We start from the raw sequence: 22,417 nt of genomic DNA on the forward strand, positions 1-22,417 counted from the left end.
TGGGAGATCGCCATGAGAGGGAAACATCCGAGCCGACGGCTGTCCGTCGGCGTGCTGATATCCGTCCTGCTCGCCCTGCTGCCCGTCGCCGCCCACGCGGCCGGGGAACCGGGCACCGCCGCGGCGCAGGAGACCAACGTCGCACTCGGCAGGCCCGCGAGCGCGGGCGGTGCCCACCCCGGCTACCCGGCGGGCCATGTCACCGACGGGAGCCAGCAGTCGTACTGGGAAGGCCCGACGGGCGCGTTCCCGCAATGGGTACAGGTCGACCTCGGCGCGGGCGTCCGCGTCGACCGCGTAGTGCTCAAACTCCCCACCACCTGGGAGGCGCGCACCCAGCGGCTGTCCCTGCTGGGCAGCACCGACGGCAGCGCCTTCAGCACACTCGCGGCCCCGGCCGATCGCGGCTTCACCCCGTCCCAGGCGAACACCGTCACCCTGACCCTCGAAGGCGCCACGACCCGCTACGTCCGGGTACAGGTGAGCGCCAACTCCGGCTGGAACGCCGCCCAGTTGTCCGAGCTGGAGGTCTACGGCGACAGCGGCCCCGTCGACCCGCCCCCGCAGGGCACCGACCTCGCGCGGAACAAGCCCGTCGAGGCGACCTCGACGACACAGAACTTCGTCGCCGCCAACGCCAACGACGACAACACGGGCACCTACTGGGAGTCCGCCGGGTTCCCGTCGAGCCTCACCGTGAAGCTCGGCGCCGACGCCGACCTCACCGCGGTCGTGGTCAAACTGAACCCCGACCCCGTCTGGGGGCCGCGCACCCAGTCCGTCGAGGTGCTCGGCCGCGCCCAGTCCGCGTCCGGCTTCACTTCCCTCAAGGCGCGGGCCGACTACGCCTTCAGCCCGTCGGCCGGGCAGAACACCGTCACCATCCCCGTGACCGGCCGCTACGCCGACATCCGGCTCACCTTCTTCTCCAACACCGGCGCCCCCGGCGGCCAGGTCGCCGAGCTCCAGGTCGTCGGCACGGCCGCGCCCAATCCGGACCTGACCGTCGCCGACCTGACCTGGACCCCGGCCGCTCCCTCGGAGGCGGACCCGGTCACGGTGAACGCCACGGTCCGCAACGCCGGGACCGCGGCCGCCCCCGCCACCACGGTGAACGTCAGCGTCGAGGGCACCGTCGCCGGCTCCGCGTCCGTCCCCGCGCTGGCGGCCGGGGCCTCCACGACCGTGCCGGTCACCGTCGGCAGGCGGCCCATGGGCTCCTACACCGTCTCGGCCGTCGTCGATCCCACCGGCACGGTCCCCGAGCAGGACGACAGCAACAACAGCCGCACCGCCGCCGGCAAGCTCGTCGTCGGTCAGAGCCCGGGACCCGACCTGCGGGTCACCGGCATCTCCAGCAACCCGGCCGCCCCCGCGGTCGGCGCGCCGGTGTCCTTCACCGTCGCCGTGCACAACCGCGGCACCACCGCCGTTCCCGCGGGCACGGTCACCCGCCTCACCGCCGGGACGACCACCCTCGACGGCACCACCGGCGCGGTCGCCGCAGGGGAGACCGTCACCGTGCCGGTCTCCGGCACCTGGACCGCCACCGACGGCGGCGTCACCCTCACCGCGACCGCCGACGCCACCGGCACGGTCACCGAGACCGACGAGAACAACAACGTCTTCGCCCGCTCCCTCGTCGTGGGCCGGGGCGCGGCCGTCCCCTACACCGAGTACGAGGCCGAGGACGCCCGCTACCAGGGCACCCTGCTCACCGCCGACGCCAAGCGCACCTTCGGACACACCAACTTCGCCACCGAGTCCTCCGGCCGGCGTTCCGTACGGCTCAACTCCACCGGAGAGTACGTCGAGTTCACCTCGACGAACGCCGCCAACTCCGTCGTCGTACGCAACTCGATCCCGGACGCCGCCGGCGGAGGCGGCGCCGAGGCCACCATCAGCCTCTACATCGACGGCACCTTCGCGCGGAAACTGACCCTGTCGTCCAAGCACAGCTGGCTGTACGGCAACACCGACAGCCCCGAGGGACTCACCAACACCCCCGGCACGGACGCCCGCAGGCTCTTCGACGAGTCCCACGCACTGCTGTCCGGGACCTACCCGCCGGGCACGAGGTTCCGGCTGCAACGAGACGCCGACGACCGGGCCGCCTTCTACATCCTCGACCTGATCGACCTCGAGCAGGTCGCGCCGCCCGCGCCGAAGCCGGCCGCGTGCACTTCCATCACCGAGTACGGCGCCGTCCCCAACGACGGCATCGACGACACCGACGCCCTCCAGCGGGCCGTCACCGCCGACCAGAAGGGCGAGATCGCCTGCGTGTGGATCCCGGCCGGGCAGTGGCGGCAGGAGCAGAAGATCCTCACCGACGACCCCCTCGATCGCGGCGGCTACAACCAGGTCGGCATCCGGGACGTCACCATCCGCGGCGCGGGCATGTGGCACTCCCAGCTGTACACCCTGACCCCGCCGCACCAGGCGGGCGGCATCAACCATCCGCACGAGGGCAACTTCGGCTTCGACATCGACGACAACACCCAGATCTCCGACCTCGCCATCTTCGGCTCCGGCACCATCCGCGGCGGCGACGGCAACGCCGAGGGCGGCGTCGGCCTCAACGGCCGCTTCGGCAAGGGCACCAAGATCTCCAACGTCTGGATCGAGCACGCCAACGTCGCCGTCTGGGCCGGCCGCGACTACTCCGACATCCCCGAACTCTGGGGCCCCGGCGACGGCCTGGAGTTCACCGGCATGCGCATCCGCAACACCTACGCCGACGGCATCAACTTCGCCAACGGCACCCGCAATTCCACCGTCTACAACTCCTCGTTCCGCAACACCGGCGACGACGCCCTGGCCGTCTGGGCCAGCAAGTACGTCAAGGACCCGGCCGTCGACATCGGCCACGACAACCACTTCCGCAACAACACCGTCCAACTGCCCTGGCGGGCCAACGGCCTGGCGATCTACGGCGGTCACGGCAACACCATCGAGAACAACCTCGTCGCCGACACCATGAACTACCCCGGCATCATGCTGGCGACCGACCACGACCCGCTGCCCTTCTCCGGGCAGACCCTCATCGCCGGCAACACCCTCACCCGCACCGGCGGCGCCTTCTGGGGCGAGGCCCAGGAGTTCGGCGCCATCACCCTGTTCGCCGCCGGGACCGACATCCCCGGCGTCACCATCAGGGACACCGAGATCCATGACTCGACGTACGACGGCATCCAGTTCAAGAACGGCGGCGGGGCGACACCCGGCGTCCAGATCAGGGACGTCCGCATCACGGACTCCCGAGGCGGCTCCGGCATCCTCGCGATGGGCGGCGCCCGCGGCAGCGCCACCCTCACGAACGTGACGATCTCCGGCTCGGCGGAAGGAGACGTGGTCGTCGAACCGGGCTCGCAGTTCGTCATCAACAGGACCGGCTGACCACCTGGGCCGGCGCACCCCGGTGCGCTAGCCCAGTGTCGCCCGCAGCGCGGCTTCCAGTTCGAAGCGGGCGTCCGGGTCGGTGAGGGCCTCGCCGAACAGCCGCTGCACCTGGTGCAGGCGCTGTCGTGCGGTCTGCGGGTGGATGCCGAGCCGGGCCGCGATCTCCGGGGCGGTGCCGTGCGGCGTCTGCAGACAGGCCAGCAAGGTGGAGGCGAGGCGCTCGCGCTGCTTGGGGGTGAGGGACGCGAGCGGTCTGAGGCGCCGGTGTGCCATCAGCCGTACGAGCGCCGGGTCCGCCAGCAGGAGGAGGCGGGCGAGGGAGGGCGCGGTCACCGGGGGCGCGTCCGGCCCGGCGACGGCACCCGCCTCGCGCAGGCTCCGCGCCCAGCGCAGCGAGTCGGCCGTCTGCGCGGGCGGTACGGCGGGCCCGACGACCGCGCCCGTCTCCCGCAGCAGTTGCTGCAACCGCGGGTCGGCGAGCAGCAGATGCGGGGTCGGTACGACCAGACAGGGCTGGGAGCTCTCCAGGTCGGCGAGCACGGGCTCCGGCAGCCGGCTGCGCCGCAGGGCGCGCGGCGGTGCCGGCGTGTCGGGCGGGGCGGCGGTCGGGGGACCGAGCGCGACGGCGGCCACGCTGTCCGGCAGCGGCCAGTCGGCCTCGGCGGCGGCCCGGTCGAGGGCCTCGGGGTCGGGGTCGCCCGAGGTCAGCAGGATCAGCAGACGGTGACGGCGCCGGCCGACGGTCCCGGCCGCGTCGGCCTGGGCGTCCGCATAGGCCTGCACGGAGACGGCGGCGATCTCGTCGATGTGCGTGAACACCGCCTCGGCGAGCAGGGCGACCGCCTCCGTGCCGAGGGCCTGCCGCCGGGCCACGCGCGCGTAGCGGCGCCAGGCGATACGGGCGCCGAGCCGGTAGGCGGCCTGGAGCGCGTCCAGGCTGCGGCCCTCGATCGACTCGCCTCGGCCGAGCGCCCGATAGACCGAAAGATGGGCGGATTCCACCGGACCGCCCGCCGATGTGACGCGCTCCGCGAATTCCAGCAGGGCGGTCTCCACGCCTTGTTGCAGCGCGGCTCCGAACGAACCCGACAACGGACGGGAGAATTCCGGGATCTGCGCCCTGATCTCATGGATTATCTCGGCCGCGACCGTGCGGTTCTCTTTTTGGAGTTCGGCTCCGAGGCGGCGGGGCAGGGCCGTCCACGGGCCGCCACGGGAGTCCCTTCCCGTGCCGCGGCTCGCTCCCGATGCCGCCGTCCCCGTCGTCGTCATCCCCCGGATTATGTGTTCAAGTCACCGGCGGGTCAAGGCTTCAGGCCCAAGTCAACTAGCAGTGCTAATAAGCCTGTCCTCGTGTTTTGCCGCAGCGCAGCGCCTCATCGTCCGCCGAAGCGCGCACATGGATGAGCGTTTTACGATCCCGCAACACACGGAGCTGACATCTGACTGAGCGGCACCCGTGAAGAAGAGCGCGGCCCATTGCCGCCGCTCCCGGTTCCTTCCTACTTTCGCTGCCCCGACGCTTCGCTATTCCAGAACAAGGGACGGAACTGGAAATGAGACGAGCCACATTCCGCCGTGCACTGCTCGCCGGCGCCACGGCCACCGGACTGCTCGCCGCGACCGGCGGCACGGTGTACGGCGCGGACGACTCGCTGCATGTGGAATACAACTTCACTGTGGGATTCACCAACGGGTTCCACCACCCGGCCGAGTCCCCGCCCGGCGCCAACGACTGGGACTGCACCCCCTCCGCGGAGCACCCCGAGCCGGTCGTCCTGGTGCACGGAACGATGGAGAACATGAACGACATCTGGCGCGGCGCGGCCCCGCTGCTGGCGAACGAGGGCTACTGCGTCTTCGCCTTCAGCTACGGCGGCTCCTCGGCGGACGACCCGGTCCAGGGCGTCGGCTCCATGGTGGACGGGGCGGCCGTGCTCGCCCGCTTCGTCGACCGGGTACGGGCCGAGACCGGCGCCGCCGAGGTGGACCTGGTCGGCCACTCCCAGGGCGGCGGCCCCGTGCCCCGCTACTACCTCAAGAACTTCCCCGGCGCCGCCGACAAGGTCGACCAGCTCATCGGCATCACCCCCTCCAACCACGGCACCACCCTGAGCGGCATCACCGAACTGGGCCGTGTCCTGCACACCCTGGAACCCACCAACAGCCTTCTGCAGAAGGACCATCCGGCACTGGTGGAGCAGCAGATCGGCTCCGACTTCAACCGCGCCCTGGACGCCGGCGGCGACACCGTCCCCGGCGTCGACTACACCGTCATCGCCACCCAGTACGACGAGATCGTCACCCCGTACACCAACGGCTACCTCACCGCGGGACCCGGTGCGACGGTCGAGAACATCCACCTCCAGCAGACCTGCTGGAAGGACGGCACCGACCACCTGGAGGCCTCCTACGACCCGGTCGTCCTCACCCACGTCCTCAACTCCCTGGACCCGCGGCACAAGCGCCCGCTGCCGTGCCAGGTGGTCCTGCCGCTGACCGGGCCGGTCATCCCCACCTGGTGAGCTGAGCGGCGAAGCTCAGGGACTCGCCGTTCATCAAGTCCCAGAAGGACCTGTGCCGAAAGGCCGCCCCCGCGGGATGGTGGACGACATGCCAGGCCTCCCACTCGCCGTCCGGGCCGACGACCCGGGGGTCGAGGAGATACAGATCGTCGGAGTCCGGGGAGCCGGCGACCTTCAGGGCGTGGGGCAGGAACCCGGAGGTCCAGCCGACCTCCCGGACCGGCAGGACGCGCTCGATCTCGTACGTGGCGGGGCCCCAGCCGTCGCTCGTGAGCAGGAACTGCCGGTAGCTCGGCGGCAGTTCGGCGCCGAGCCGTTCCTCCAGCGCGCCGACCTCCGCGGGGTCGGCCGGGCGGGTGCCGAGCCGGAGGGCCCGGCGCACCTCCTCGGGGAGCGGCTCGGCGCCCTCCTGCTCGTGCCGGAGCCAGGCGTCGCGCCACCTCTGGAGCAGGTCGCGCCACGCGTACGTCGTCACGCGGCGGCCGCCGCCAGCGCCTCACCCCTGCGCCGGGCCCGCTTGCCGTACAGCGCGGTCCACACGGCGAGCAGGCCCAGGACGCCGTAGATCAGGACCGGGCTCAGGACCACCATCGTGTCGGTGCTCAGCGTGTACGCCAGCGCGATCCGCACGCCGGCCTCCACGCAGTACGCCACGCCCCAGACCGCGGTCATGACGGTGAGCGTCCTGCGGAACCCCTCCGCCTGCCACATGCCGTTCCACCACGCGGTGCTCTCCGGGGTGCCGTCGGTGGCGAACTTCCGGCCGAAGTAGAACATCAGGGGCCGTGGCGCGAGCAGCGTCCCCAGGCACAGCAGCCCGAACAGCCCTGTGACACCTGAGTCCTTGATCAGCAGGGCACGCGCGGAGTGCGCCCCGACGAGCGACACCACGGCCGTGATGACGAGGAACACCAGCGTCACGACGGCGAATTCGTCCACGCGCCGCCGCCACACCACATGCACGGCGGTGTCGAGCACCGGCCACGCCCCGCTGAGCAGCAGCGCGCTGAACTCGCTCCAGCCGTGGTCGCGCAGCGTGTTGTACGTCAGGATCGGCGCGACGACGTTGAAGGCGAGCGTGAGGATCCAGCCGCCGAGCGCGGCACCCCGGGACCGGGCGGGCGGAGCGGGACGCTCGGTGCGTTGCGGCTGCGTGGTCGTGGCGGTGTCCTGACGAGACACGGTTTTCCCCCTGAAAACGGCTGGTCGTTGCCGTGCGACACCGTACGGCAGCGACCTGTGCGGGGGACACCACGACCACACAAAATGATCACCAAGAACGGACTGGCCGTCACTCGCCCTTGGGCGCCGCCTGCTGCACGACCTCGAACGACCACAGCGTGGAACCACTGGCGGCAGGCTTCGGCCGGTCTCCGCCGCCCTGGTGGGCCGCCTTCATCGGCCCCTCCATCCACGCCTGGAAGGCCTCCTCGTCCCGCCAGCGCGTGTAGACGAGGTAGGTGTCGGTGCCCTCCACCGGACGCAGCAGCTCGAACCACTCGAACCCGTCGGAGTTCTCCACCGCATGCGCGCGCGAGGCGAAGCGCTGCTCCAACGTCTCACGCTGCTCGGCGGGCACGGTCAGTACATTGATCTTGACGACGCTCATACCCTCATCCTGCCGCATCCCGACCGCCACCCCACGACCGCCATGGGCCTACGGGCCACAGCGCGGGCCCGCGCCTACCGCGGTACGGCGTACCCCGGAAGCGACGGCCAGCGCACCGTGAGCACGACCGACTCGCGCTCCGCGTGCCAGGAGTGGTCCACGCCCGGGCCCCAGACGACGTAGTCGCCCTGCTCGGCCAGCAGGACCGTACGGTCGGGGAAGGTGACCCGGAACCGGCCGCTGACGAGGATCAGCAGGGCCGTAAGCGGCCCGCTACCGGCACTGAGCCGCGAGGCCGCTCACGCCACCGCGCTCAGTGTGTCCGCGAGGCGGCGGCGGGCCGCGCGGGTGGCGGGGAGGGCGGCGAGGGCGGCGGCGCCGAGGACGGCGCCGGTGCAGAGCAGGAGCAGGAGGGTGGGGGAGGGGCCCTGGGCGATGCCGGCGCCGATGCCGCTGGAGCGGCCCTGGGCGTCGATGAGCCAGTGGGCGAGCGGCAGACCGAGAGCCATGGAGAGCAGCACGGCCGTCAGGGCCGTACAGCCGGTCGCGGTGACCGTGATCGCCGTGATCTGACGGGGCGACAGGCCGATGGCCTTCAGGGCGAGCAGGTCGCGCTCGGACTCCCGTACCGTGCCGCCGATCGCGGTGAGCAGCTCGACCAGCCCGATCAGGGCGAGCACGGCGATCAGGCCCAGGACGACTTCGCGCAGCGGGGAGAGCCCGTCGACCGGGTTGGTCACCGCGTGCACGTCCAGCCTGCCGTGACCGGCCGCGGCGAGCCGGTCGGCGACCTCGTGCGGATCGGCGCCGGGGGCGAGACGGACCTGGTAGAGGGTCGGGCGCAGACCCGGGTCGTTCTCCCGCAGGGTGTCGAGCGAGGTGGAGATGACCCGGCCGGCGTTGTCCGGCTCGATGCTGCGGCCGACGATGTGCAGGATCTGCGGCTGATCACCGACCGTCATCCGCACCCAGTCGCCGACGCGTACGTCCAGCAGGTCGAGCAGCCCCTGCCCCGCCACCGCCTCGTCGGGCCCGCGGGCCGCGCGGCCTTCCGCGAGGGCGTACGGATACGGCTCCCGGCGGGTGCCGAGACCGCGCAGGGCGATGGTCTCCGTCTGGCCGGGGACCAGCGCGGCCACCTCCACGCCCGGGTGCGCGGCCGCGACCTGCGGGTCCCCGTCGAGGATCGCCTCGGTGCGCAGGGCGTCCAGGGACGAGTCCGGGTGGACCGTGAGCGCGGCGGGCAGGCCGACCTGCTCGGGCCTGCTGTCAAAGCGGTCCATGGTCGTCCAGGCGCTCATCGCCACCACGATCAGCAGCAGCGGCAGCGCCAGCCGGCCGACCGCGGTCAGCGAACGCGGACCGCGCGCGAACGCCCGGTGCCAGCCCAGCACCAGCGCGGGCGGCACCCGCACACCCCGTACCCCCGGCCCCAGAGCCCAGCGGGCCGCGCCCGACAGCCGGCCGCCCCGCGACGCCGCGGGACGCGGCACCGGCACCGGCGGCACCCGGCCCGCGCGCCACGCGGCCAGCCCGGTCGTCGCGCCGATGAACAGCACCGCCGCGACCGGCACCACGAACAACGTCACCGTCTGCCCGGGCAGCCCCTGCCACACCCCGACCGCGTCCCCGAGCCGCCCCGGCACCCGGCTGCCCAGCGCCCGGGTGAGCGCGGCGGCGGCCACCGCCCCCAGCAGCGCGTAGGCGAGATGCTGGAGCAGGAACAGCCGGACGACCTGGCCCGGCGTGAACCCGATCGCCTTGAGCACGGAGATGTCCCGCAGATGGCCGCGGATACGGGTGCCGATCGCCCCGTGCACCGCGAAGCCGGCGGCCAGCAGCGCGCCCAGCCCGAACAGGCCCAGCACCTGGCCGAGCAGCCGGTTGTCGCCCTGCGCCTCCGCCCGGGCCTGCTGCCAGGTGGACACCTCTCCGATGGCCCCGGCGCCCAGCACGGTCACCGCGCGCTGGACGGCGTACCCGGTGTCGTCCGGGTCCCGCAGCCGCAGGCCGATCACCTGGCTGTCCGGGTCGGGCAGCGCGGACGGCAGCGCCCACACCAGCCCCGGCCGCTCGCCCGCACGGTAGGGCGGCTCGGCGCTGTCGGCGACGCCGACGACGGTGAAGCGGCGCGCGCTGCCGGGCACGGTCAGCGTGTCACCCGGCTCGGCCAGCAGGGACCGCGCGAGCCGGGTCTCCAGGACGACCCCGTCGGGCGTCGCCGTGTCCAGCCAGTTCCCCGAGGCCAGCAGCGGCCGGCCCACCTCGGGCAGCTCCGGCGTGCCGCGCAGCTCCACCGAGGCGCGGGCGCCGCGCGTGGCGACGGTCGCGGAGGCCGCCGGATAGGGCCCCGCGACCGAGTCCACGCCGTCCAGCCCGGACAGCCTGCCCGCATCGGAGGACGGCGCGGTGTGCAGCCACACGTGGGCACCGCCGCCTTGCGCGAACACCCGCTGCCAGGGGTTGGTCGCGTACCCGAACAGGGCGGCGGCCAGCAGCAGCGACACGACGACGCCCGCGGTCGCGAGCACCAGGAACAGCGCCTCGCCGCGGTGCGTACGCAGATCGGAGTGCGCCCAGCGCAGAGTCGCTCGCACCGGCGTCAGCCTTTCCTCGCGCGTACGTCGTCCACCCGCATGTGGGTCCTTGAGACCCGCGGCATGCCGGCCTCTGGGGCTCGCGCGTCAGCCCGTGAGCCCGGCACATCTGTCCCCGGGGCTCGCAGGTCAGCCCGTGAGCCCGGCACACCAGCCCCTGAGCCCCGCACATCTGTCCCCGGGGGCCGCCCGTCAGCCCGTGAGCCCGGCACACCAGTCCCTGAGCCCCGCACATCTGTCCCCGGGGCCCGCCCGTCAGCCGGTGCGACCCGCAACGCCGCCCCTGAGACCCGCCTGTCCGCCGCTGACGTCCACATGTCAGTCCCTGAGCTCCAGCACCCCGGACGTCCCGGCCCGGCGGGGCGGCCCGGCGTTCCTGTCCAGCTCCGCGTCGTCGGCGATGCGCCCGTCGAAGAAGCTGATCACCCGGTCCGCGGCGCTCGCCAGCCGGGCGTCGTGCGTGACCAGCAGGATCGTCTGCCCGCGCTGGTGGAAGCGGGACAGCAGCCGCATCACCTCGCGGGTGCCCTTGCTGTCGAGGCTGCCGGCGGGTTCGTCGGCGAGCAGCAGGGGCGGCTGGTTGACCAGCGCGCGAGCCAGCGCGACCCGCTGCTGCTCGCCGCCCGACAGCTCGCCCGGCATGCTGCGCTCCTTGCCCGCGAGCCCCAGCTCGGACAGCAGCTCCTCGCGCTCGGCGCGCGCCCGCTTCGGCGGGACGCCGGCGAGCAGGGCGGGCAGCTCGACGTTGTCGGCGACGGACAGGTTCGACACCAGGTTGAAGAACTGGAAGACGATCCCGATCCGCTTGCGCCGCTCCACCGCCCAGCGGGCTTCGCTCCACGCATCGGTGCGCTCCCCGTCCAACCACACGCTCCCGGCGTCCGGGCGCTGGAGACCGCCCAGCAGATGCAGCAGGGTCGACTTCCCGGCACCGGACGGCCCGGTGATCGCCACGAACTCGCCCGGCCGCACGGCCAGGTCCACCCCGCGCACGGCCTGAGCGGGCGCGCCCTCGCCGTGGTGGGTCTTGACCAGCCCCTCGGCTCGCAGCACCAGCGACACCGGCGTCTCGGCGGGCGCCACGTCAGGAGCGGGACCCTCGCTCACTCCAGCTCCTCCAGCTCTTCCTGGCACCGTTCCAGCCAGTCGAGGTCGGCCTGCAGGTGCAGCATCGCGCCCTCGATCAGCAGCTGCGCGATGCGGTTGTCGCGGTCTTCGGCGGCGGCCAGCTTCGACAGCTGGCGCATGGTGTTCAGATACTGGCGCCGCTGGGTGTTGATCAGGGCGATCTGGTCGGCGAGACCGGTCTGCGGGGCGAGAGCCAGCTTCATGAAGAACTCGTCCCGTACCCGCGGCTCGTCCTCGGGCTCCGCGAACCAGGCGCGCAGCGCCTCACGCCCGTCCTCGGTGAGGTGGTAGACCTTCTTGTTGGGCCGGCTGGACTGCTCGACGTCCTCGCCCTCGATCAGACCCTGTTTCTCCAGGCGGCCGAGGGTGACGTAGATCTGGCCGACGTTCGGCTGAGGGTACGCGGAGCCCAGCAGTTGCTCAAGGCCCTGCTTCAGCTCATAGCCGTGGGCGGGGCCACGGGCGAGGAGTGCCAGGAGGGGCAGGCGCACGCGTGCTGTCCTCCTGTCCTGGTGATGTGTGCCAGGCCCTAGTATCGCCCATGCCTAACAGGTATACATGGCCTTTGTCCCCGGGCGAGGGTGCCCGGTGCCGGTGTACAGGGAGGAACCTATGCGGTGGACACGTGCCGCGGGTAGGGGCCTCCTCGTTCTGCTGATCGTCCTGACCGGATATGTCACCGCGGGCGTCCAGGCCCGGGAGCCCGGCACGGGTGGACGCGGTCCGCTCACGCTGGCCACCGCGGGCGACCTCACCGGCTATCTCGGCCCCCTCCTGGAGGGCTGGAACCGCGACCACCCCGGCGAGCGGATCACCCTCGTCGAGCTGCCCGACTCCACCGACGAGTCCCGCGCGCAGATGGTCACCGACCTCAGCGGCGCCGGCCGCGGCCGGTTCGACGTGCTCAACATCGACGTCAACTGGACGTCCGAGTTCGCCGCGGCCGGCTGGATCCGCCCGCTGGAGCGCGACCGCTTCCCGCTCGGCACCTTCCTGCCGCCGGTCGTCGACACCGCGACCTACGACGGCCGCCTGTACGCCGTCCCGTACGTCACCAACGCGGGCCTGCTGCTGTACCGCAAGGACATCCTCGACAAGGAGGGTCTGGCACCCCCGCGCACCTGGGCCGAGCTGGAGAGATACGCCGAGACGGTCGCCCCGAAGTACGGGCTGGAGGGGTACGCGGGACAGTTCCTGCCCTACGAGGGCCTGACCGTGAACGCCGCCGAGGCCGTCTACTCGGCCGGCGGCACGATCCTCGGCGACGAGGGCGCGCGCGTCACCGTGGACTCGGCCGCGGCCCGTGAGGGCATCGGCTTCCTGGTGCGCGGCGTACGCGAGGGCTGGATTCCGCGCGAGGCGCTGACGTACAAGGAGGAGGAGTCCAAGCAGGCCTTCCAGGACGGCCGGCTGCTCTTCCTGCGGAACTGGCCCTACGCCTATGTCGCCGCCTCGGAGCGGGGATCACGCGTCGCCGGACGGGTCGGCGCCGTGCCGCTGCCGGGCCCCGACGGGCCGGCCACGAGCGTGCTGGGCGGCTCCAACCTGGCCGTCAGCAGCCATGCGCGGCACGCGGAGACGGCCGAGCGCCTGCTCGCCTACCTGACCAGCGAACGGGTCCAGCGACAGGTCCTCACCCGCGGCGCGCTGCCGCCGGTGCGGGCCGACCTCTACCGGGACCCCGGTCTGATCAGGCGGTTCCCGTATCTGCCGACCCTGCGCAAAAGCGTGCTGGCCGCCGCCCCGCGGCCCAAGAGCGCGCGCTACGACCAGGTCAGCCTGGTCGTGCAGGCGGTCGTGCACCACGCGATGACCGGGCAGCAGACGCCCGAGGCGGCCGTGCGCCGGCTGGCGCGCGAGCTCGACGCCCTCACCCGCTGATAGTTACCTGTTAAGTAACGCTGACATCTCATCTACCTTCAGCATGCCCTTATGTGTCCTGATTTGCGACGCCAACTCACCAGTAGCTTGCGTCCAGTTCATTGACACCCCTCCGAAACGGTTACTTAACATGCATGCATGCTGAGTAAGTACCGCTGGTGGCGGGACGCGGTGATCTATCAGGTCTACGTCCGCAGCTTCCTGGACAGCACCGGTGACGGGGTCGGCGATCTCGCCGGGGTCCGGGCCGGGCTGCCGTATCTGAAGAAACTGGGCGTCGACGGGATCTGGCTGAGCCCCTTCTATCCCTCGCCGCAGCACGACCACGGCTACGACGTGGCCGACTACTGCGACGTCGACCCGGTCTTCGGTGACCTCGCCGAGTTCGACCGGCTCGTCCACGCCGCCCGCAGGCTGGGCATCAGGGTTCTGCTGGACATCGTCCCGAACCACTGCTCCAGCGAGCACCCGTGGTTCCGCGAGGCGCTCGCCGCCGCGCCCGGCAGCCCGGCCCGGGCCCGCTTCCACTTCGCCGACGGGCGCGGCCCCGACGGCGCCGAGCCGCCCAACAACTGGCACGCCATGTTCGGCGGCCCGGCCTGGACGCGGCTTCCCGACGGCCAGTGGTACCTGCACATGTTCACGCCCGAGCAGCCCGACTGGAACTGGCGCAACCCCGAGATCGCCGCCGAGTTCGACCGCATACTGCGCTTCTGGCTCGACCGCGGTGTCGACGGCTTCCGCATCGACGTGGCCGCCGGTCTGTTCAAGCACCCCGAGCTGCCCGACTCCGACGACCCGGAGGCCGACGCCCGCACCCGCGACTCGGTCAACCCGCTCGCCTGGAACCAGCCCGAGGTGCACGAGGTGTGGCGCAGGTGGCGGGCCGTCTGCGAGGAGTACAGCGAGCGCGACGGCCGCGAACGCCTCCTCGTCGGCGAGGTGTCCGTCCCCACCGCACGCGAACACGCCCAGTACGTCCGCCCCGACGAACTGCACCAGGCCTTCTTCTTCGACCTGCTCGGCGCCCCCTGGGACCCGGACGCCTTCCGCAAGGTCATCTCCGAGGCCATGCAGGACATCGCCGGCACCGGCTCCACCGTCACGTGGGTCCTCAACAACCACGACCAGGTCCGCACCGTCACCCGCTACGGCGAACCCACCCCGCACGGCAGCGGCCTCGGTGCCGCCCGCGCCCGCGCCGCCGCGCTGCTGATGCTGGCCCTGCCCGGAGCCGCGTACATCTACCAGGGCGAGGAACTGGGCCTGCCCGAGGTCGTCGACCTGCCCGACGACGTCCTCACCGACCCGATCTTCCGCCGCACCGGCGACCGGGCCCGCATCCGCGACGGCTGCCGGGTGCCGCTGCCCTGGTCGGGACAGGCCTCCCCGTTCGGCTTCACCTCCGGCGCCGAGAGCGCCAAGCCCTGGCTGCCCCAGCCGGAGTACTTCGCCGAGTACGCCACCGACCGCGCCCTCGCCGACACCCGCTCCTTCTGGCACCTGTACCGCGACGGCCTCCAACTGCGCGCTGCCCTGCCCCAGTTGGGCGAGGGAGGCCTGCGCTGGCTGGACACCCCGCCCGGGGTGCTCGCCTTCGCCCGCGACGACCTCGTCTGCGCGGTCAACTTCGGCACCGCGTCCGTACCCGCGCCGGTCTCCGGCACCCCGCTGCTCGCCAGCGGCCTCTGTCCGGCCGGGGAGCTCCCCGGTTCGACGGCGGCCTGGTGGATCGACGACTCACCCTCCTTCTGAAAGGGACATCAACGATGATGCGACGACGTACCACCCTGATCGGCTGCACCGCCCTGGTCCTCGCCCTCGGCGCCACCGCCTGCGGAGGCGGCGACGTCACGGCCGGCGGCGGTGACAAGGCCCTCAGCGGCAAGACGCTCACCGTCGCCGGCGTGTGGACCGGCAGCGAGCAGAAGAACTTCCAGAAGGTGCTCGACGCCTTCGCCGAACAGACCGGCGCCAAGCCGCAGTTCGTCTCCACCGGCGACAACGTGTCCACCGTCGTCGGCAGCAAGATCGAGGGCGGCAACGCCCCCGACGTGGTGATGGTCCCGCAGGTCGGCGTCCTGAAGCAGTTCGCCGAGAGCGGCTGGCTCAAGCCGCTGTCGCCCGCCGCCGAGAAGACCGTCGACGCCAACTTCGCGCCGGTGTGGAAGAACTACGGCACCGTCGACGGCAAGCTCTACGGCCTGTACTTCAAGGCCGCCCACAAGTCGACCGTCTGGTACAGCCCCGACGCCCTCGCCCAGGCCGGTGTCGGCCAGCCCTCGACGTACAAGGAGATGCTTCAGGCCGGGCAGACCGTCGCGGACTCCGGGCTCGCCGCGTTCTCCGTCGCAGGCCAGGACGGCTGGACCCTCACCGACTGGTTCGAGAACGTCTACCTCTCCCAGGCCGGACCCGACAAGTACGACGCCCTCGCCGCCCACGAGCTGAAGTGGACGGACGCCTCGGTGGTGAAGGCCCTCACCACCCTCGGTGAACTGTTCAAGGACAAGCAGCTGCTGGCCGGCGGCCAGAAGGGCGCCCTGAACACCGACTTCCCCGGCTCGGTGGAGAAGGTCTTCGGCCCCGAGCCCGAGGCCGCCATGGTCTACGAGGGCGACTTCGTGGCCGGTGTCGCCAAGGACCAGTACGGCAAGTCCATCGGGGAGGACGCCAAGTTCTACCCGTTCCCCGCGGTCGACGGCGGCACTCCGCCCGTGGTCAGCGGCGGCGACGCGGCCGTCGTCCTGAAGGACGGCAAGAACGCCGACGCCGCGATGGCGTTCGTGGAGTACCTCGCCACCCCCGAGGCCGCGGCCGTCTGGGCCGAGGCGGGCGGCTTCTTGTCGCCGAACAAGAAGCTCGACCCCAACACCTACGGCGACGTCACCACGCGTGCCACCGCCAAGTCGCTGGTAGCGGCCGGTGACTCGGTCCGTTTCGACATGTCCGACCAGGCACCCGCCGCCTTCGGCGGCACCAAGGGCGCCGGCGAGTGGAAGATCCTCCAGGACTTCCTGCGCGACCCGTCGGACCCGCAGCGGACCGCGGCGCAGCTGGAAGCCGCCGCGGCCAAGGCCTACAAGGGCTGACGGACATGACCGCCACGCTCGTGAAAGAGACGAGCCCCCCGTCCGCCGCCGGTGCCGGGCCCGCCCGGCGCCCGCGGCGGCGCGGCCGGGCCGTCGCCCTGCTCTTCGTCCTCCCCGCGCTGCTCCTGCTGGGCGCACTGGTCGTCTACCCGGTGCTGTTCTCGGTCGGCCGCAGCTTCTTCGACGCCTCCGGCACCCGCTTCGTCGGCGGCGACAACTACGCCGAGATGTTCCGCGACCCGGCCACCGTCAAGGCCGTCCGCAACACGGCCATCTGGGTCGTCGTCGCCCCCACCCTGCTCACCGGCCTCGGTCTGATCCTGGCCGTGCTGGTCGAGAAGATCCGCTGGGCCACCGCCTTCAAGCTGCTGCTGTTCATGCCGATGGCCGTGTCCTTCCTCGCCGCCGGCATCATCTTCCGCCTCGCCTACGACGAGGACCCGGACAAGGGCGTCCTCAACGCCGCCGCCGTCACCGTTCACGACGCCTTCACCGGCACCTCCTCCTACCCCACCGCCCGCGCCCGCGACGGCCAGGGGCTCGGCAAGGCCGATGGCGGCTACCGGACCACCGCGAGCGTCTCGCCCGGCGACACCCTCGCCCTCGGCCTGGTCGGCGTCCAGCCGAAGGACCTGCCGCAGGGAGCGGAGCCCGCGAAGGCCCCCGCGGCCGGGCCAGGCGAACTGCGCGGTGTCGTCTACCTGGACTTCACCCCCGGGGGCGGAGGACGGCAGGGCCAGGTCGACCCCAAGGAGAGCGGCCTGCCCGAGATGCGCGTCGAGGCCGTCCGCGACGGAAAGACGGCCGCCTCCACGACGACCGCGCCCGACGGCTCCTTCCGCTTCACCGACCTCGCCGACGGCTCGTACACCGTGCGGCTGCCCGCCTCGAACTTCTCCGCACCCTACGAGGGCGTCTCCTGGCTCGGGCCCGCCCTCGTCACCCCGGCGATCATCGGCGCCTACCTGTGGATCTGGACCGGCTTCGCCATGGTCCTCATCGGCGCGGGCCTGTCCACCCTGCCCCGGGACGCGCTGGAGGCGGCACGCATCGACGGCGCGAACGAGTGGCAGATCTTCCGGCGCATCACCGTGCCGCTGCTCGCGCCCGTCCTGACGGTCGTGTTCGTGACGCTGGTGATCAACGTGATGAAGGTCTTCGACCTCGTCTACATCATCGCGCCCGGACCGGTGCAGGAGGACGCGACCGTGCTCGCCACCCAGATGTGGCTGGTGTCGTTCGGCGGCGGCAACGACCAGGGCCTCGGCAGCGCGCTCGGGGTGCTGCTCCTGCTGCTCGTGGTCCCCGCGATGGTCTTCAACGTACGCCGCTTTAGAAGGAGCCAGCGATGAACGCCGCCCGCCGCTACCTGGGCAACGGAGCCGTCCAGGCCTTCCTGCTGATCGTCGGCCTGGTCTGGATGACACCGCTGGCCGGACTGCTGCTGTCGTCGCTGCGCTCCGCCGAGGACACCGCGAAGGGCGGCTGGTGGACGGTGTTCACCAGCCCTGGCCAGATGTCCTTCGACAACTACTCGGCGCTGCTGGACAACGCGGGCATCACCCGCGCGTTCTGGAACACCGTGCTGATCTCGGTGCCCACCACCCTGCTCGTGGTCGTCATCGCCGCACTCGCCGGATACGCCTTCGCCTGGCTGGACTTCCCCGGCCGCGACGCCGTCTTCCTTCTGGTGGTCGCCCTGTTGGTGGTGCCGGTGCAGATCGGTCTGCTGCCGGTCGCCAAACTCTTCGGCCAATTGGGCCTGTTCGGCACCATTCCCGGAGTAGTGCTCTTCCACGTGGCCTACGGACTGCCGTTCGCCGTGTTCCTGCTGCGCAACTACTTCGCCGAGATCCCGAAGGAGATGCTGGAGGCGGCCCGGATGGACGGGGGCACCGAATGGCGGATCTTCACCCGGCTGGTGCTGCCGGTCGGCCGCCCGGCGATCGCCAGCCTGGCGATCTTCCAGTTCCTGTGGGTGTGGAACGACATGCTGGTCGCCCTGCTGTTCGCGGACAGCGCCTCGCAGCCGCTGACCGTCGAACTCCAGTCACAGATCCGCCAGTTCGGCAGCAACATCGACGTCCTGGCTCCCGGGGCGTTCCTGTCCCTGATCGTGCCGGTGGCGGTCTTCTTCGCCTTCCAGCGGCACTTCGTGCAGGGCGTGATGGCGGGTTCGGTGAAGTGACCCGCCGGACGGCCGGCCCCCTTCGCAGAACGGGGCCGGCCGTCGCACGTCAGCCGCCGACCTCGAAGGAGAGGTCGTTGTCCACCGTGTAGTAGGGCCGCACCGTGGCGGCGCCCACCGTGACCGCCGGGTAGACGCAGACCTCCTTGCGCCCGGCCACGTCGTCCAGCAGCCGCCCGACCCGCACCAGGGGGCCGTCCGCGGCGGGCCGTACGAACACGTCCCACATGCCGCTCTCGCCCGTCATCTCCGTGTGCCCGACCTCGAAGGCGAACCCCTGCCCGTCGGCCTGCGCGCGCAGGTCCACCGTCCGCTCGGCGCGGCTCCCGCCCCGCAGACGCACCACCACGGCGGCGCCCCCGGCCAGGGACGCCCCGTGCAGCCGGGCGGTGACCCGCGTCGAGCGGTCGCTCACCTCGACGCGGCCGGCCTCCGCGTGGGCGGTGCGCAGCCAGGCCCGTACCGCGAGAAACCCGTCCGTGGTCGCGTACGGCACCCGCACCGCCACCGGCGACCTCCGGTCACGGGTGTCCCCGTCGACCAGCGCCCGCAGATCGCGGTACCCGTCCCGCAACCGCTGCCGCTCCGCCTCCGGCCCGGCCACCAGATATAGATCCCAGCGCCCGTCCTCCAGCACGGGCGACGCCTCCAGTACGGCGCCCAGCCGGCCGTCGCTCCCGGGCCGCAGGTCCAGCTGCCGTACGGTCGTCTCGGGCTGTCCCTTCTTCGGGCGCAGCCGCAGCAGCAGCCGGGGCTCCTCGGACGGCGGAGCCGTGACGGCGAAGTCGATCCGGCCCTCGGTGTCGACCGTGCAGTCGACCTGCGGCTCGCTGATGTGGTCCCGGCTCATCGCTGCCCCCTGCGCACCATCTGGCGGGCCCGGCCCGCGGCACCGTACGCGACGTCCCGTACGGCGAATCCCTGACTGACCAGGACGCGGCCGAGCCCGCCGTCCTCCACCGCTTCCGCCCCGCCACCGCGGGCCGCGAGCGCCTCCTCGAACAGCGCCTCGGCCCGGGCGACGACGGGCCCGGGCGCGAACCGCTGTGCGTTCTCCACGGCCGTACGGCCCATGCGCCGCCGTCGCTCGTCGTCGCGGACCAGCTCCAGCAGGGCCGCGGCCAGCGCGTCGCGGTCGCCGACCGGCACCAGCCGGCCGTCCTCCCCGTCCCGGATGATCTCGCCCGGCCCGAAGGGGCAGTCGGTGCTCACCACGGGCAGGCCGCAGCGCATCGCCTCGACGATCGTCATGCCGAACGGCTCGAAGTCGGACGTGGCCACGCCGATCGAGCCCTTCACCCACTCCGCCTCCATCGGGGCCGCCGCGCCCATCAGCAGGACGTTCTCGTACAGCCCCAGCTCCTCGACCAGCCGCCGCAGCCGGGGCTGTTCGTCGCCCTTGCCGTAGATGCGCAGCCGCCAGTCCGGACGCTCGGCCGCCACCTTCGCGAACGCCTCGATCAGCAGGTCGTAGCGCTTGACCGGGACGAGCCGGCCCGCCGCGATCACCACCTTCGCGCCGCCGTCGGCGACCGGGAGCGCGGGGTCCGGGACGCTGTTCGGCAGGGCCGCCACCCGCACCCCGGGCAGCCGCATCTTGCGCCGGTACGCGGCCGCGTCGGCCTCCGTGACCGTCGTGAGCACGTCCAGCCTGCGGTAGGCCCGGCGCAGCGCGGTGCGCAGCCGGGGCGGGTGGTTGTCCAGCGTGAGGTGTTCCTGCCCGACCCGCAGAGCGCGGTCCGGGCCCTGGAGCGCCAGATGCACATTGAGGCCCGGCCGGGTGCCGATGAGCACATCGGCGTCCGTCTCCGCGAGAGCCTCGGCGATCCGCCGGTCCGTCAGTTCGCTGTACTGCCGGTAGCGGTACTCCGCCACGGGGAACACGCTCGCCGGTCTCTTGTGCAGCGGATGGTCTCTCTCCTTCCGCAGGTCCACCAGCGGGCGCAGGGAGACTCGTGGGTCCAGCGCGAAGTTGGGGCGCTCGCGGTGCCGCAGCACGGAGACGATCTCCACGTCGTGACGGTCGGCCAGGGCCTGGGCCAGATTGAACGTCGTGGTGATCGTGCCCCCGATGCCGTAGGCGTTGTGCAGGAGGAAAGAGATCTTCATAGGGGCTTAGATTGGCGGGCCCCCCTTCCGGTTGCCCGCCGTTACCGCATCGTGGCTCACATCTGTGTGCCGAACACCTGCGTCCACCACGGGCCGCCCGCGCCCTGATGGATGCCGAGACCCGTCTCCGCGAACGAGCAGTTCAGGATGTTCGCACGGTGTCCTGGGCTGTTCATCCAGGACTGCATGACCTCGGCGGCCGTCTGCTGGCCGCGGGCTATGTTCTCCCCGTACGTGCTCCACCGGTAGCCCGCCGCAGTGATGCGGTCGCCCGGGTCCTGGCCGTCGGGGTTGGTGTGGTCGAAGAAGTCCCGCGCCGCCATGTCGTCGGAGTGCCGCTGCGCGGCCGTGTCCAGCGTGGCGTTCTGCCGGACCGGTGAGCAACCCGCCTTCGCCCGCTCGGCGTTGACCAGCTCCAGCACCTGCGCGGCGGTGGAGCCGGACGGAGCCGTCGTCTCCTCCTCGGTCGGGGCGGGGGTCGGCGTGGGGCGGGCGGTGGTGCGGGTGGGCTGCGGCTTCGGCGTCGGCTTGGGCTTCACGGAAGGCGTCGCCTTCGCGCTGGGCGACGCCGAGACCTTGCGGGACGGGGACGCGCTGGGGGAGGGCGAGGCGCTCGACGTCGAGGGGGCGGGGGCGGCCAGGGCGGTCGTGTCCTCGGGCGTCTCCAGCGCGGTCGGCGTCCGCCGTACGTCGTCGCTGTCGCCCGGGATCAGCAGCGCCGCACTGCCGCCGCCCGCGACCAGCGCCGCCACGGCCGCCACCGCGACCCGCCGCCGGCGCCTGCGGCGCAGGGTGTGACGCTGCTGGACGCGGCCGGGGTGGGGGGCGTCGGCGGGAGTGGAGGACACCAGCTGGTCGCCGTAGACGGTCGTGTCGTGCGGGTCGCCGTATGAGGTGGAGGTGTCGAGGGGGTCGCCGTACGCCGTGACCGTCCGGGCGTCGGCGGCGAGGGCCACGTACTCCTCCGGCCGGACGGCGGCCAGGGCCGCGCCCAGCGGGACCAGGGCCAGGCCGACGAGGAGGCCCTCCGCCGGGGCGAGGCCCGCGCCGAGGCCGCCGCAGACCGTGCAGTCGCGGGTGTGCCGGGACAGCCGCTTGCGCCACAGCGCCGACGGCACCCCGTCCCAGGAGGCCACCAGATCGTCCAGGAGCACACAGCGGGGCGTCGTCGCGAGGGCGCGCACCAGCAGGCGGGCCGCTTCGAGCCGCTCCTTCATCCGCTGCACGCGGACGGCCGTGTGCTGCGGGGTCAGCTCCATCGCGGCCGCGACCTCGGCCCGGGTGAGCCGACCGGCCGCCTCCAGCCACCAAAGGGACAGCAGTTGCCGGTCGTCGGTGTCCAGCCAGCGGGCCGCCTCCGCGACCTCGCGGCGCTGCCCGGACAGGCCGAGGCGCAGGATGGTGAGCCCCTCGAAGTCGGCCCCCGGGTCGGGGACGTCGTACGCCTCCTGCAGGGCGGCGTGGTGATGCCGGTGTCGGCTGCGGACGCGGTTCATGGCGATGGCCACCAGCCAGGACCGGAAGCCCGCCGGGTCGCGCAGCGAGCCGAGCCCGCCCAGCGCGCGGATCATTGTCTCCTGGACCACGTCGTCGACGTCGGCGTGCCCGTCCAGGGCCCGGCCGACGATGTTGTAGACCAGCGGCAGGTAGGCGGCGACGAGCTCCTGCTGGGCCCGTCGGTCCCCCTGCTGCGCCGCCTTCACCAGCGCCGCTTCGCCTCGGCTGCTCACGCTACGACCACTCTTTTCCTCGCTCCTGCCCGCGTGCGACTCCCACCGCGCGCGGCCCGTCACAGGGGAGACCCTGCGCCCGGCGCGGGAATAACACAATTTTTCGACGGCAGGCATGTTCCATGTCACAGCGCGGGGGTGCTGTCTCGTCCTGTG

At 72.2% G+C, this 22,417-nt stretch carries 17 protein-coding genes and 1 pseudogene; 7 read left to right on the forward strand and 11 right to left on the reverse strand.

Going from position 1 to position 22,417, the window contains the following annotated elements; translation table 11 throughout:
* Nucleotides 1-12 precede the first annotated feature (12 nt).
* A complete protein-coding gene (locus tag RKD23_RS35485) occupies nt 13-3,399 on the forward strand; it encodes a CARDB domain-containing protein (RefSeq protein WP_424857449.1) in 3,387 nt (1,128 codons plus the stop codon).
* Nucleotides 3,400-3,426: 27 nt separating this feature from the next.
* Here RKD23_RS35485 and RKD23_RS35490 read toward each other — a convergent pair whose 3' ends face one another.
* Entirely contained in the window at nt 3,427-4,674 is a 1,248-nt protein-coding gene (locus tag RKD23_RS35490; RefSeq protein ID WP_424857450.1) for a helix-turn-helix domain-containing protein, read from the reverse strand.
* Nucleotides 4,675-4,958: 284 nt separating this feature from the next.
* Here RKD23_RS35490 and RKD23_RS35495 point away from each other — a divergent pair, with 284 nt between their 5' ends.
* Nucleotides 4,959-5,927, forward strand: coding sequence for an esterase/lipase family protein (locus RKD23_RS35495; protein WP_424857451.1), 969 nt, complete (start codon nt 4,959-4,961; stop codon nt 5,925-5,927).
* Here the strand turns inward: RKD23_RS35495 and RKD23_RS35500 are convergent.
* The 7 genes and pseudogenes from RKD23_RS35500 to RKD23_RS35530 form a co-directional block, all read right to left on the reverse strand.
* Nucleotides 5,911-6,402 (reverse strand): SMI1/KNR4 family protein, encoded by a 492-nt coding sequence (locus tag RKD23_RS35500; protein WP_424857452.1) that lies wholly within the window; start codon nt 6,400-6,402, stop codon nt 5,911-5,913. The genes RKD23_RS35495 and RKD23_RS35500 overlap by 17 nt on opposite strands.
* Entirely contained in the window at nt 6,399-7,109 is a 711-nt protein-coding gene (locus RKD23_RS35505) for a VC0807 family protein (protein ID WP_424857453.1), read from the reverse strand. Before RKD23_RS35505 ends, RKD23_RS35500 begins: the two co-directional genes overlap by 4 nt.
* A gap of 109 nt (nt 7,110-7,218) precedes the next feature.
* Entirely contained in the window at nt 7,219-7,536 is a 318-nt protein-coding gene (locus RKD23_RS35510) for an antibiotic biosynthesis monooxygenase family protein (RefSeq protein WP_424857454.1), read from the reverse strand.
* A 74-nt stretch (nt 7,537-7,610) separates the two neighbouring features.
* Nucleotides 7,611-7,799, reverse strand: a pseudogene (locus RKD23_RS35515) (signal peptidase I); the annotation flags it as partial.
* Nucleotides 7,800-7,835: 36 nt separating this feature from the next.
* The gene (locus tag RKD23_RS35520) at nt 7,836-10,133 is read right to left on the reverse strand and encodes an FtsX-like permease family protein (protein WP_424857455.1); all 2,298 of its coding nucleotides are present in this window, start codon (nt 10,131-10,133) and stop codon (nt 7,836-7,838) included.
* A 318-nt stretch (nt 10,134-10,451) separates the two neighbouring features.
* Complete coding sequence (locus tag RKD23_RS35525) at nt 10,452-11,240, reverse strand: ABC transporter ATP-binding protein (RefSeq protein ID WP_424857456.1); 789 nt, start codon at nt 11,238-11,240, stop codon at nt 10,452-10,454.
* Entirely contained in the window at nt 11,237-11,752 is a 516-nt protein-coding gene (locus tag RKD23_RS35530) for a PadR family transcriptional regulator (protein WP_404045930.1), read from the reverse strand. Before RKD23_RS35530 ends, RKD23_RS35525 begins: the two co-directional genes overlap by 4 nt.
* Before the next feature lie 121 nt (nt 11,753-11,873).
* On the opposite strand from RKD23_RS35530, the gene RKD23_RS35535 reads away from it, so the two are divergent.
* The 5 genes from RKD23_RS35535 to RKD23_RS35555 all read left to right on the forward strand — a co-directional run bounded on the left by RKD23_RS35535 (nt 11,874) and on the right by RKD23_RS35555 (nt 18,422).
* On the forward strand, nt 11,874-13,142 hold the full coding sequence (locus RKD23_RS35535; protein WP_424857457.1) for an ABC transporter substrate-binding protein: 1,269 nt from the start codon (nt 11,874-11,876) through the stop codon (nt 13,140-13,142).
* A gap of 138 nt (nt 13,143-13,280) precedes the next feature.
* Nucleotides 13,281-14,897, forward strand: a complete 1,617-nt coding sequence (locus RKD23_RS35540; protein WP_424857458.1) for a glycoside hydrolase family 13 protein — start codon at nt 13,281-13,283, stop codon at nt 14,895-14,897.
* 14 nt (nt 14,898-14,911) lie between these two features.
* Nucleotides 14,912-16,234: an ABC transporter substrate-binding protein gene (locus RKD23_RS35545; protein WP_424857459.1), complete on the forward strand. Its 1,323-nt coding sequence runs from the start codon at nt 14,912-14,914 to the stop codon at nt 16,232-16,234.
* A 5-nt stretch (nt 16,235-16,239) separates the two neighbouring features.
* A complete protein-coding gene (locus RKD23_RS35550) occupies nt 16,240-17,586 on the forward strand; it encodes an ABC transporter permease subunit (protein ID WP_424857460.1) in 1,347 nt (448 codons plus the stop codon).
* A complete protein-coding gene (locus RKD23_RS35555) occupies nt 17,583-18,422 on the forward strand; it encodes a carbohydrate ABC transporter permease (RefSeq protein ID WP_424857461.1) in 840 nt (279 codons plus the stop codon). The genes RKD23_RS35550 and RKD23_RS35555 overlap by 4 nt, the downstream gene beginning before the upstream one ends.
* A 49-nt stretch (nt 18,423-18,471) precedes the next feature.
* Here the strand turns inward: RKD23_RS35555 and RKD23_RS35560 are convergent, their stop codons facing one another.
* Genes RKD23_RS35560 through RKD23_RS35570 form a run of 3 tightly spaced genes read right to left on the reverse strand, consistent with a single transcriptional unit; the run spans nt 18,472 to nt 22,261 of the window.
* Nucleotides 18,472-19,272: a transferase gene (locus tag RKD23_RS35560; protein ID WP_424857462.1), complete on the reverse strand. Its 801-nt coding sequence runs from the start codon at nt 19,270-19,272 to the stop codon at nt 18,472-18,474.
* Entirely contained in the window at nt 19,269-20,531 is a 1,263-nt protein-coding gene (locus RKD23_RS35565) for a glycosyltransferase family 4 protein (protein WP_424857463.1), read from the reverse strand. The genes RKD23_RS35560 and RKD23_RS35565 overlap by 4 nt, the downstream gene beginning before the upstream one ends.
* 56 nt (nt 20,532-20,587) lie before the next feature.
* A complete protein-coding gene (locus RKD23_RS35570) occupies nt 20,588-22,261 on the reverse strand; it encodes a sigma-70 family RNA polymerase sigma factor (protein ID WP_424857464.1) in 1,674 nt (557 codons plus the stop codon).
* Nucleotides 22,262-22,417: the final 156 nt, after the last annotated feature.

Origin of the sequence: Streptomyces sp. SAI-170 (assembly GCF_049739565.1) — a bacterium.
Lineage (GTDB): Bacteria > Actinomycetota > Actinomycetes > Streptomycetales > Streptomycetaceae > Streptomyces.